This is a genomic window from Paenibacillus sp. A3M_27_13 (assembly GCF_024213315.1).
Lineage (GTDB): Bacteria > Bacillota > Bacilli > Paenibacillales > Paenibacillaceae > Paenibacillus > Paenibacillus polymyxa_B.
In genome coordinates, this window is sequence record NZ_JANAVE010000008.1 from 186,244 (window position 1) to 198,932 (window position 12,689).

The 12,689-nt window shown below is 50.9% G+C and carries 11 protein-coding genes; all 11 read left to right on the forward strand.

Annotated elements, in window-relative coordinates; translation table 11 throughout:
- Positions 1-34 precede the first annotated feature (34 nt).
- The 11 genes from NLX82_RS22470 (at position 35) to NLX82_RS22525 (ending at position 12,628) form a co-directional block, all read left to right on the forward strand.
- Positions 35-238: a hypothetical protein gene (locus tag NLX82_RS22470; protein WP_143757183.1), complete on the forward strand. Its 204-nt coding sequence runs from the start codon at positions 35-37 to the stop codon at positions 236-238.
- A gap of 54 nt (positions 239-292) precedes the next feature.
- Positions 293-2,008 (forward strand): IucA/IucC family protein, encoded by a 1,716-nt coding sequence (locus tag NLX82_RS22475; protein WP_254349108.1) that lies wholly within the window; start codon positions 293-295, stop codon positions 2,006-2,008.
- A complete protein-coding gene (locus NLX82_RS22480; RefSeq protein ID WP_254349093.1) occupies positions 1,996-3,780 on the forward strand; it encodes an IucA/IucC family protein in 1,785 nt (594 codons plus the stop codon). The genes NLX82_RS22475 and NLX82_RS22480 overlap by 13 nt, the downstream gene beginning before the upstream one ends.
- Positions 3,777-4,553 (forward strand): HpcH/HpaI aldolase family protein, encoded by a 777-nt coding sequence (locus NLX82_RS22485; protein ID WP_254349094.1) that lies wholly within the window; start codon positions 3,777-3,779, stop codon positions 4,551-4,553. Before NLX82_RS22480 ends, NLX82_RS22485 begins: the two co-directional genes overlap by 4 nt.
- On the forward strand, positions 4,550-5,803 hold the full coding sequence (locus NLX82_RS22490; RefSeq protein ID WP_254349095.1) for a type III PLP-dependent enzyme: 1,254 nt from the start codon (positions 4,550-4,552) through the stop codon (positions 5,801-5,803). Before NLX82_RS22485 ends, NLX82_RS22490 begins: the two co-directional genes overlap by 4 nt.
- Positions 5,763-7,685 (forward strand): IucA/IucC family protein, encoded by a 1,923-nt coding sequence (locus NLX82_RS22495; RefSeq protein ID WP_254349096.1) that lies wholly within the window; start codon positions 5,763-5,765, stop codon positions 7,683-7,685. The genes NLX82_RS22490 and NLX82_RS22495 overlap by 41 nt, the downstream gene beginning before the upstream one ends.
- A gap of 218 nt (positions 7,686-7,903) precedes the next feature.
- Positions 7,904-8,245: an iron-sulfur cluster biosynthesis family protein gene (locus tag NLX82_RS22500; protein ID WP_023987184.1), complete on the forward strand. Its 342-nt coding sequence runs from the start codon at positions 7,904-7,906 to the stop codon at positions 8,243-8,245.
- Between the two features lie 412 nt (positions 8,246-8,657).
- Positions 8,658-9,215, forward strand: coding sequence for an SLOG family protein (locus NLX82_RS22510; RefSeq protein WP_023987185.1), 558 nt, complete (start codon positions 8,658-8,660; stop codon positions 9,213-9,215).
- Positions 9,216-9,372: 157 nt separating this feature from the next.
- Positions 9,373-11,238, forward strand: coding sequence for a rhamnogalacturonan lyase (locus tag NLX82_RS22515; protein WP_372238135.1), 1,866 nt, complete (start codon positions 9,373-9,375; stop codon positions 11,236-11,238).
- A gap of 175 nt (positions 11,239-11,413) precedes the next feature.
- Positions 11,414-11,647, forward strand: coding sequence for a hypothetical protein (locus NLX82_RS22520; RefSeq protein WP_023987187.1), 234 nt, complete (start codon positions 11,414-11,416; stop codon positions 11,645-11,647).
- 111 nt (positions 11,648-11,758) lie between these two features.
- Positions 11,759-12,628, forward strand: coding sequence for a DL-endopeptidase inhibitor IseA family protein (locus tag NLX82_RS22525; protein WP_023987188.1), 870 nt, complete (start codon positions 11,759-11,761; stop codon positions 12,626-12,628).
- Positions 12,629-12,689: the final 61 nt, after the last annotated feature.

Below are 12,689 nucleotides of genomic sequence, written 5' to 3' on the forward strand. Positions count from 1 at the left end.
TAGCCCGCTTGCGTTTTGCGTTGTTCTTGCTCCTATGGTGTGGTTGGTATATTCGAATGTACGTGCCTGCCCGCCGCAAGCGGTGGCATCCATCCAGCATTCCGCTGCTGGTCAGCAGTGTAGGTACTCTGGATGGATTGGTCTGCTAATGGTTCACCGGGTCGGAACACCAGCAGATACGGCCAGATGGGCGGCACTGAAAGAGATTAGTATGGGTCTCGGCTGTGCCATCCTGTGACCTTGTCCCTTGTTTTATTTATAACCCGAAAGAAGGTTGGCAACATTGTTCGAGATGGAAAACAGGCTCAGGTCTGATGCAGAGCAGCAGGCGAGTATACACTCTTGCAAGCTGCTGCTCAATTGTTATATCCGAGAGCTTGCGGTGGAGAAGGAGGGCGACATTCAGATTGATCCGAATGCGATGACGTACGCAGTTGCTTTTCAGGCCAGCGGGGTGACGATAACCGGACAATTAGCGTATTACTCGGCTATGGGAGAGCATGAGTACCGAAGCGTACAACAGCGCGGGCAAGCAGTGCATTATCAGGACCTGGTTCGCTGGATCACATGGGAGCTGAGTGAAGACACGGCGTATGGAAACAGCCGGCATGAGCAAGGCAGGTTGACCCATGCGGCTGATGTGCGTGATTTTGCGGAAAAGGTAGATAACAGCGTGAATAATCTTGCACTGTATATCGAGCAGGCTGCTGGACTTGGCATATATGATTACTGTACTTCCGAACAGTCTCTGGTGTATGGTCATCCCTTTCACCCGTTTCCGAAAAACTCCAAAGGCTTCACCGAACACGACGTACGGATGTACAGCCCAGAACTGCGTACCTCGTTCCAACTCTGTTACGTTGCTGTGAGGAAGGATGTGTACAGGCAGGAATGGGTGGATGATCACACTAGGATCAATCTGCATGCCAGCCTGCACGGGCATGTGGAACAAGCTTGGGAATCGGAGTGCGGTGAGCATGGGGATGAGTATGAACTGCTGCCTGTCCATCCCTGGCAGTATACGTACGTGTTGGGCTTGTCCGAGGTCCAGCAGTATATTCTGGACAAGAAACTCATTCCGATGGGCAACGGCGGACCGAAGGCCTACCCGACCTCCTCGGTACGCACCGTCTATATTCCAGAGCTGAATTGCAATATCAAGCTGTCGCTGAACATGCAGATTACCAACATGATTCGCACCAATAGTGCGGAGCAGATGCGAAGGACGCTGGACGCCTCCAGGTACATCAGGCAGCAGAATTGCTTCGGTGCAGATCAGCATACGCAGATTGCCTATGAGACAGGTGTAGCCACTTGTGACTTTCAGGAGGGAGAATTAACGAGTCTGTTTACCGTCGCATACAGACCGATTGAGTTTGACCCGGAATGTACATATGTCCTGTCGAGTCTGGTAGAAGCCCCCTTGCCGGGAATGCAATCACGACTCATGACGATGCTGGGTGGCGTACGTGCTGAAGCCGAACGCTGGTTTGCACGTTATCTGACCTTGTCTTTGCTGCCCATTGTACGAGCGGCCGGAGAGCGCGGCATTCACTTTGAAGCTCACTTGCAAAATACTCTCGTGACGCTAAGGGACGGAATGCCTGTGGCATTTATCGTGCGTGACTTGGAAGGAGTCAGTGTCGATGCGGAGCTGATCCATGAGGAGGACACCGCTCCCTCCAGATTGTTGTTTTATCCACGGGACAAGGCTTGGGCGAGGACATCCTATTACTTTATCATCAACCATCTGGGTTCCCTCATTCATGCAATGGCAAGGGATGTGAACGTACCGGAGGAGCATTTCTGGGCAAAGGTCCGCGAAGTGCTTGTGAAGGAACTGGATCGAACTGGAAACGCGTATGTGCAGCATTTGCTGACCGCGGACAGTTTTCTGGCGAAACAAAATCTGGTGAGCTGTCTCAGTGGGATCAGTCAGACCCCGGCGTATGTGCCGGTGAGCAATATAATGAACCGAATAGGGAGTGAAGTGGCGTGGGGTTCATAGGGTACAGGGCTGAGAAAGGTCACAAGACAGCAGTATACACGGATGTACAGGAACGGATCATGCGGCAGGCGCTGGAAGCCATGTGGTTCGAGGGTATCCTTGACTGTAAGGTGGGGGAAAACGAATGGTGTACTGTGGGGCGGAGTACGTCAGGGCAGGCTGTGACATACAGCTGTGAGGCGGAGCGAAAATTTTCATTTGGCCGAGTGAAGGTGGCGAAGGGCTCGATTCGAAGAGAGGGCGTTCCCTGCACCGATCTGGATCTGTTTCTGGAGGAAATGGTACTGAACCTTCTGGAGGGTGCGAATGTGACGGCCTTCATTCAGGAATTGCTGGAGACGATGGCGAAGGACAGTCAGTGCCGGGCTTTGCTGCCTGAGAAGATTCCGGATGAAGACCTGCACTATGATGCCCTCGAAAGCCATATGAGCGATGGTCATCTCTATCATCCAAGCTACAAGTCGAGGCTTGGCTTCACCCTAAAAGACAATCTTGCTTACGGTCCAGAGTTTAACTCGGATGTGACCGTATACTGGATTGCCGTGAAAGAAGGACTTGTGCAAACGTCTCTTTCCACAGGCTACACGTCAGAACAGTTGGTGAGACAACATCTCACAGAGGAGGATATCAGCCGATTTAATCAGATACTTCAGTCGGAAGACACGGAGGGGAAACGCTATATATTCATTCCTGTTCATCCGTGGCAGTGGGAACACCAGCTGGAATCGGTGTTTGCCCGGCAACGAATGGACAGAGATATCGTTTTTCTCGGCCCTTCGGACTCAACCTATCGCGCTCAGCAGTCCATTCGTTCCCTGTCGAACCGGATGAATTCGAAGGCACCGTATCTCAAGCTGTCGCTGAGTATTACCAATACATCGAGCATACGCATTTTGGCACAGCACACGACCCAGAATGCACCGCTAATCAGCGACTGGCTGGAAGCACTCATTCGAGAGGATGAGTTGTTGCAACGGGAAGAGTTTGCCATTCTGAAAGAGATCATGGGACTCTCGCTCCGGTACGAGAATTTGCCTGCAATCCAGTATGGACGGGCGTATGGCACAACAGGGGCGATCTGGCGTGAAAATGTATCTGTTCATCTGCAAGAAGGCGAGACTGCCTGGCCCTTAAATGCACTTATGCTGGTACAGTCGAACGGGGTACCGTTTATCCAGGGTGCAGTTGAGCATCATGGCATTCAGAAGTGGAGTGAAGCGCTCGTTAGAACGGTATCGCTGCCTATTATTCATCTGCTCTATGCACACGGCATCGCGCTGGAATCGCATGCCCAGAATATCATTTTGGTGCTGGAAAATGATCTGCCGAAACGGATCATCATCAAGGACCTTCATGATGGTGTCCGCTATGTACCCGAGAAGTTGCTGAATCCAGAACGAGCCCCGAAGCTGCACCCCGAACCGGAGACCCACCGCAAGTTCAATCGGTATTCCTTTATCTACGCGGGTGACGTGTCGGAAGTCCGGGACTATACGTATGATGCGTTCTTTTTTATTTGCATGACGGATATTGCGCTGACGCTGGAGAATTTCGGTCTGACGGAAGAAGCGTTCTGGCAGCTGTGCGCGGCCACGATTGTGGACTATCAGCGAGAGCACCCGGAGTACGAGGAACGGTTCGAGTGGTTTGATCTTTTTGCCGAGGATGCGCTGATTGAAGAGATGACCAAGCGCCGCCTGTATGGGGATGGGGAACTGTATTTCCGCAAGGTCAGCAATCCGCTGAAGTTGGCGAAGGACGTTCTCAGATGAGAACCAACACGCTGAAGGAGAAAATTGAACGTAAACAGCCAGTGTTTGGCCTCTTTGTCTCCATTCCGCAACCGGTCATCATTGAGATGATTGGACATGCGGAGTATGATTTTGTAATTATCGACCTGGAACATGCCGCAACGAATATGGAATCGGTGGAAGAGCTGGTTCGTGCTGCGGAGCTGGCAGGAATGACCCCGCTGGTACGCATCTCGAAGGTAGAGCGAACAGAGATTCTAAAGGTATTGGACTGCGGCGCACAAGGCATCGTCATACCTCATGTGGAACAGCGGGAGCAGGTGGAGGAAGCGGTTCGTCATGCGTATTATCATCCGCTTGGCATGCGGAGTCTGAACAGTGGGCGTCCGGGGGTATTCGGCAAGTATCCACTCACCGGGTATATTCGGGAAGCGAATGAACAAGTGATGGTTGTACCGATGATCGAAAGTGTGGAGGGCGTCCGGCAAAGTGCGAGCATTCTGTCTCATCCCCAGGTGAGCTGGGTACTAGAGGGGGCGGCAGACCTGTCGCAATCACTTGGCGTACCGTGGCAGACGGAACATCCAGACGTGCAGCGTGCGCTAGGCGCATTATACGAAGCCGCGAAGCAGTGCCAGGTACCGTATGCAACGGTGGCCAGAAGCAAGGAAGGCATGGCGCTGTGGGCCGAACGAGGGGTATACATATACGTGTTGGGCGATGACCGGAATACGGCTTTTCGGGCATACGAACAGAAACGGAATGACTATGGAAATGCGGGTGGACTGATATGAAATCAAGCGTATGGAATATGATCCATGAACTGCAAAGAGATAGTGAAGATCCGGTATGTGCTTATGTTTACGATCTGGCTGGTATTCAGGAGCAGGTCCGTCACATGCTGCACACGCTGTCCAGAGGCACGCGGCTATTCTATGCCATAAAGGCCAATCCGGATCCTCGAATTATTGAGGCTTTGCTGCCCTGGGTTCACGGGTTCGAGGTAGCTTCCATTGGTGAGTTGCTCAAGGTGAGGAGTGTAAGTAGCGAGGTTCCAATCCTGTTTGGCGGTCCAGGGAAAAAGGAGAGTGAGTTGAAGCAGGCTATCGAGCATCAGGTGAGTTTCATTCATGTGGAGAGCCTGCTGGAACTGCGGCGTGTCATCACCATTGCTACAAGGAGAGAACAGGAAGTCCGCATTCTGCTGCGGATCAATCTGAGAAGCAGCACATTGCCGCGGACCCGGATTGTAATGGGCGGCGGTCCGAGTCCATTTGGCATGGATGAGGAGAGCGTGGAAGAAGCAGTCCGGGTCATTCGTGAGGAAGGCGCGGGTTTGGTGTGTTTATGCGGATTTCATTTTCACTCGTTATCGAACAATGTGGACGCGAGACTGCATGCCGAGATGATTGAGATGTATTTGCAAAAGGTGGAGATGTGGCAGCAGGCATATGACCTGCATCTTGAAGTAATTAACGCCGGAGGCGGGTTTGGCGTCACATATGATGGTAGCCCCGGGTTTGATTGGTCCCTGTTCACATCCTTAATTGAGCGCAGTGAAGCCAGAGGGCGCCTTGCTTCACGCGGCATACAGTTGTATTTCGAGCCGGGTCGCATGCTTGTCGCTGACCACGGTTATTATGCGGCAGAGGTTACGGACATCAAAACATCGCATGGTCAGCATTTTGCCGTGTTAAGAGGGGGTACACATCATAATCGTCTGCCCGCATCATGGGGACACGACCATCCATTTCACATTATGTCTACGGACCGGTGGAGGCATCTGTTCGCAAGACCAGAGGTATGGAACAGCAAAGTTCATATAGTCGGAGAACTGTGTACGCCCAAGGATCGTATGCATTCGGATGCGGAAGTAGAGCGGCTGCGGGTAGGCGATATTGTTGTGTTTGAGAAGTCGGGAGCTTATTGCTGGACCATTTCGCATCATGATTTTCTGGGCCATCCGCACCCGGCATTCCATTATTTGACGGAGGACGACAACCATGTCAACAGTGATGAAGCGTTCCAGTCTGCAAGACGCTGAGCGCCGGATTATGGAGGATCTGATCAATGCATTTCTAGCCGAGCAATTACTTCCGCTGGAAGGGCATCCGTTCATTGAACTCTCTACTTCACCAGAACCGTTCCGCCGAATGCTTCTGGGGGATGGTAATGGAGGTCCTTCGCAGAGCGGAGGGGGAACGGGTAACGGAACCGACGGCAATGTCGCAGGTAAGGATAAGCAGGATGAGAATGGGGCAGGTAGACATAGTGGACAGCTTATGCTGCATCAGAAAGGGATTTTGTTTCTGGTGAAAGCAGGCAAAAGGCAGGGATATCAATGGGTACAAGGTTCACCCGTCTATGGAGAGACACCGGATGGAGGCTGGAAGCTTCTTGAATCTCCGGCAGTCGTAGGACAGGCTGTGTTTCGGATGACGCTTTCGGATGAAGCATACGCGCATCCCGGGGTTGCGGAATTCTTGGCAGGCGTGAAAATAGCCACCGAGCAATTGGCACTGGGACTCCAGCAGGTACAACGTCTGGGAGAACAAGTTCCGTTCAATGCCTACGATTGGTTTATCAAGGGAGAGCAGGTGGCAGCGCTGCGAGATCGTCCATTTCACCCCACCTCCAAGGCCAAGGTGGGGTTCACAGAAGCGGATGTGACCCAGTATGCAGCGGAATTCAGGAAGGAGATCCCGCTGCGATGGGTGGCGGTGCGTTGGGATGCCGTACAACAGGGATGTAAGGAAGGATTGTCCACACTGGATGCACTGGATGAAGAACAGCGGAGCAGGCTGGAAGCAGAATTGGCCCGGAAGGGCCTGAATCTGCAAGAATACATGCCCATGCCAGTACATCCATGGCAGATGGAACATATCATCTTGCCACGTTTCAACGGAGAGATCGGGGACGGTACCATCGTTGTACTGGATATTGAATTGGGAGAGGTTCAGGCGACATCGTCCCTGCGCTCGATGGCCCCGATGGAAGAATCCACACAGATGCTCAAGCTTCCGGTCAGTGTGTTGTCTCTCGGGGCCGCCCGCTATCTCCCGGTGGTGAAGCTGCTGAATGGTCTGGCTGGGGAGAAGATGTTACGACAGGCGGTGGCCTGCGATGAATCGCTCACAGGTAAAGTGTGGCTCTGCGAGGAACGGAATTGGTGGGGATACATGCCGGAATCCATGGGATTGTTCGATGATCATCCTCGCCATCTGGCCGCCCAGATTCGCATCTATCCGCCAAAGTTGCTGGAAGAAGGTATGCAGGTCATTCCCATGGCTGCGCTTGGGGTGACGCTGGAAGGTCGCCATATGTTATCCGACCTGCTGGGCAGAGAGTTAACCAGTGAAGAGGTTATAGGATTCTACACCGATCTGACGGCGTTATTCTATGATGTGGTGATGCGGCTGTTCAAGGTAGGCGTTGTACCCGAAATTCACGGTCAGAACTGCTGTGTGGTCCTGCGGGACGGACGGGTGAACGGCCTGTTATTCCGTGACCACGACTCCGTACGTTTGCATCAGCCGTATCTGGACAAACACGGCATTGCGGACCCAGGTTATCATATCCGGCCGGGATACTCGAACAGCTTGTATAATGAGACGATCCGCAAGCTGATCTTCTACGTGCAGTCGCTGGGCACGCAGGTGAACCTAGCTGCGATTATGGAAGCGCTAAGCGAAGTGTATCCTATCCCGGAAGCGAAATTATGGGATATCACCGAGCAGGCGTGGAAGGAAGCGCTACGGGTGGTGCCGCTTCCTGAAGCTGACCGGGCCGAGCTGTTCCAAGCGGTATTCGAGAGCAGGGAATGGCCGGTGAAGCTCATTGTCCGTCCGCTGCTTGAAGCGGACGGGGTGCCTGGGGCGATGCCATCGGGCAAAGGCACAGGTCATAATCCTTTTTACAAAGGATAGAAGTTGTGACTAGAATGTTGGTTTAGATAAGATGAGAGATGACGGAGGTGACCCGGTGTAATCGGGTTGCCTTTTTATGTAAGAGTTCATTGATAGCAGTGAGTGCAGTCACATAGACACATTCGAAAACATGACTATAATGAACACATAGTTAAAATTTAGTCTTTATGGAGCTGACGGTTCCAAACATCTCATTTACAAAGGAGAGAATTCATCTCATGAGCATACATTTAGAATTGGATTCCTTGTCCGTTGAAAGACTAGAATTGGCTCTTTCAGGACGACCGGGAATGTTCAAGTTGTTTTATGACACCGAGGATTGTGGATGCAATGGCGTACTTGTCATCTTGGTTGTCACTACACCGAATACAACTGATAAAGTAGTTCAGTCTGAGCCTTATTCTTTTTGGGTAGATCAGCAGCAGGAGCAGCAGTTCGATAGCAGAATGCGGCTTGAGGCAGACCCTAGTTACCCGTCATTCAAGCTAAGTAGTGATGCCGGTTTATTTAGTAGCAACATTAGAATTAAAGATGTCCGCATAAAATCGTCTGAGGAGTGATAGGGAATGGAAAAAAATAATCTTACCCAATTTCAATAATATCAGGAGAACAAATTCAACAAACGTATTATTCGTAAGGAAGCGGCGGTAGTCAAAGGGGATATCATTCATATCACTGGGGACGAGCATTTTGCTTATCGCAACGGCGCAGATACTACGTCTAGCCTGTATGTCGTTTTAATGAAAATACCAAGTGAGGATTATGCTCAGAATAGATAATAAGAATTCATTAGGCACCCAAAAAGCATGAATGAATACCAAACTCCAAAAGACGAACCTGATCCAGCCCAATTGGAAGAGGTTCGTCTTTTGCGTTATATTCAATTCGTTCCTCCAAAAAACGAAGTGTTTAGTGGTCTGCTCTGAAGTGGTACAATAACCTTTATGATAATCGGAGAAGGACGTTGAGAAGATGAAAAACTTGCTTGTTTCGGGCTATCGTGCCCATGAGCTGAATATTTTCAGTCAGAAGCACGAAGGCATTCCATATATTAAAAAGGCGATTGCAGGCAGGCTTATTCCCCTGGTCGAAGAAGGGTTGGAATGGGTGATTACCCCCGGCCAATACGGGGTGGACTTGTGGGCCTGTGAGGTCGTTACTGCACTAAAACAGCAATATCCCCACCTCAAATGCTCTATTATGATGGCTTATCAAAATATGGAAGAAAAATGGAAAGAGGACAAAAAGGAATATTTTCAGCAGATTTGTGCCGAAGTTGACTATGTGGGAGTAGTCAGCCGCCAGCCTTATCAGGGAATATGGCAACTTAAGGCACGGGATGAACTCCTTTTCCGCAAAACAGACGGTTTATTGCTTGTTTACGATGAGGATGCGGGAGAGGGCAGCCCACGTTTTATGAAGGAACTTGCATTGAAAAAACAACAGGCAGAGGGCTATCAGTATATCAGCATCAGCTCGGAGGATATCCAGAGCATTGCGGATGAAGAACGATTATTCATGGACCTCTGATTTTTAAAGCATTAGCCCGGATTTTTGAACAAAAAGGACGTATTCGTCCCTTTACATTTATGTAAGCGCTATCATAAAATTTAAATAACAATAACTTATCAGTCACATAAAATAAATCTATTGAAAATACAAACCATGAAAGGAGCTAATGATTCAGATGAACAAAAGGTTTCGGTATACTGCGTTGCTCTGTCTCGGTGTAATGTTGAGTGGAGTGGTCACCCCGATGGATAGCCAGGTCTCTGCTGCTTCTACGAGGCAAATGGAAAAGCTAAGCCGGGGAGCTGTCGCTGTTAAGGTGCCTGAGGGTGTACTGGTGAGCTGGCGCTTGCTGGGCACGGAAGCGGATTCGGTCGGCTTTAATTTGTACAGAGGGACAAGCAAGGTGAACGATGCGCCGATTACATCGAGAACCAACTTTTTGGACAAGGCAGGTACGACCTCATCTTCGTATACCGTTCGTGCCGTGGTCAATGGAGCAGAGCAGGGCGCTTCTCCTGCGGTGAAGGTATGGAACAACAACTACCTGGATGTTCCGATCCAGCAGCCCGCGGGAGGCACAACTCCGGATAATGTGAACTACACATACCATGCCAATGATGCCAGCGTAGGGGATCTGGATGGGGATGGCGAGTATGAGATTGTGTTAAAATGGGACCCTTCCAATGCCAAGGATAATTCGCAATCCGGTTATACGGGAAATGTATTTTTGGATGGCTACGAGCTGGATGGAACACGCAAATGGCGGATCGACCTGGGACGGAACATACGGGCTGGAGCTCACTACACGCAATTTCTCGTCTACGATTTTGATGGAGATGGTAAAGCAGAGATCGTATGTAAAACAGCAGACGGCACAGTGGATGGTACAGGTGTAAAGATTGGGGACGCTTCGGCTGATTATCGAAACACGAGCGGATATATTTTGAAAGGTCCTGAGTTTCTAACTGTGTTCTCAGGTGATACAGGCAAGGCTCTTAGTACGATTGACTACGTGCCACCGCGCGGAACGGTATCGAGCTGGGGAGATAATTATGGTAACCGTGTGGATCGTTTTCTCGCCGGGGTTGCTTATCTGGATGGCGTGAGACCCAGCATAGTGATGGCACGTGGTTATTACACCCGCACCGTTCTGGTCGCATATGATTGGCGGAACGGTAACCTGAGCCGACGCTGGACCTTTGACAGCAACAGCTCCACCAATGCCGGGACGGCTGGACAGGGGAACCACAGTTTGAGCGTGGCGGATGTGGATGGAGATGATAAGGATGAGATCGTGTATGGCTCGCTGGTTGTAGACGATAACGGAGCGAAGCTGGCTAACACGGGGATGGGACATGGAGATGCACTTCATGTTGGCGATCTGGACCCCGACCGTTCAGGTTATGAAGTGTTCAAGGTGAACGAGGACAAAAATGCCACCTACGGAGCTGCCATGTACGACCCGCGTAATGGAAATATTTTATGGGGCGTAAATACAGGCAAGGATACCGGAAGAGGCATGTCGGCAGACATTGACCCGCGGACCAAAGGGAACGAGCAGTGGGCACCGGGTATTGGTTTGCGTTCAGCCAAGGGGCAGCTCATCACCAACACGCTACCGTCTTCCATTAATTTTGGCATCTGGTGGGATGGGGATCTCCTCCGTGAACTGCTGGATCATACCTCATCAAGCGCTGGAAAGATAGACAAGTGGAACTATACGAACTCGACTACTTCCAACTTGCTTACGGCAACAGGAACGAGTTCCAATAACGGAACCAAAGGAACACCGTCCTTGCAGGCCGATCTCTTCGGTGACTGGCGTGAGGAAGTCATTTGGCGCAAAAGTGATAATTCGGCGCTGCGGATCTACACAACACCATACGAGTCAGAACATCGATTCTATACGCTTATGCATGATCCAGTGTATCGCCTGAGTGTTGCCTGGCAGAACGTAGCTTATAATCAGCCGCCGCACACCGGGTTTTATCTCGGAGAAGGGATGTCCAAGCCCCAGCAGCCGAATATATATACTCCTTGATATGTCGTTCGAAAGTGGTCTGAAAGCAGGTAGAATGAACAAAAACAGAGAGGGCTCCTAGCTAATTGGAGCTCTTTTTGTCATGAGAGCCCAAAAGATAACGTATGATTTCCATAAAAATGGGAACATTAGTTCTTATTGATGGAACATATGTATGAAAAAGGAGGCGGAATCTGTGAGTTCTTTAACGACTGAAGGCATGATCGAGCTCGTAACTAATGTCGGATTCCCTGCTGCATTAAGTCTGATTCTGTTAAAATACATCCTCGTCACTTTGAGTCGCAGATTGGAGGAGCTGGACCGATCTGTTAAGCAACTGTCGCTATCCTTGGAAGAGATGGAGGCAAAGCAGTTGAAACAATCAGAACAGCCGTCCCCGGCAAATACGGACAAACTTCGTGCAGAATGAACAAAAAAAGGCAAATAGAAACAATTTAGCAACCCAATCGAGAAGCGAAATTCTTATAATAGAAACGTGTGCAGTTTATGCAGACATATGATTATGGAGGTGTATATGAGTATGAAAATAAATACGAAGCTATCCGCGCTGTGCATTGCGGCCACACTTATGAGCGTGGCACAGGCCGCCGCTGCCGCGCCCGCCGTGACCGCTCCAGCGGAAGCGACGCAACCGAGCGTGGCCAATCCGGCTGCATCCGTCCCAGCCCAGGTGCCAGCACCAGCAGCGTCTGCATCGGCTACGATGCCAGCCCCGGCGCAAGCGCCATCGGTTCCAGCAGCCTCGACCCCGGCTGCAGCCGCAGGTTCTGCTAAAGCCGCTACACCAGTAGCTCCGTCTGCACCAGCACAGCGTCCATCTACATCGGTAGCACCAGCGGCTGCTCCGTCCGTACCGTCGACTGTGAAGCCGTCTAAGCCGCAACAGCCGTCCACTTCGGCGCCAGCAGCCGCGGCTACCAGCGTGAAACCGACGCAGCTGGACAAGCTGAACCACGAGAGTGCGGTTCCGCTAGTGCTGGAGGCGCAGTCTCGTTATCAGTATGCGATTAGTGGTGGCAGCCCGGTAGGTGAGTCGTTCCAGTTGAACGGTAAAAGCTACCGCTATCTGTCCGAGGACATCGGCACGAAGACCAAATTGATCAGCTATCTGACGCAGGCTTACACAAAGCAGGCCAGTGAGCAATTTGTCGGTAAATTTTTCGTTGAAGTTAACGGCAGATTAGCTCAGTTGAACGCAGATGGTGGCAATTTGCTAGAGTTCAGCCGGGCTACGGCGAAAATGGTAACCATGACTCCGGTGAAGCGCAGCTACCTGCTAACCGTGCCTTATCCGGCAGAAACCAAGCAGCCGAATGCGAAAATCACCGTGAATTTTGAAAAGGTCGGCAGCTACTGGAAAATCAGCTCCGCGCCGCATGTCATTTTCTAAATTAAGATTTTGCAACAGGCTTCATATGGGGTAAAGTGATGTTAAGGCTTGTTTCGTAAGC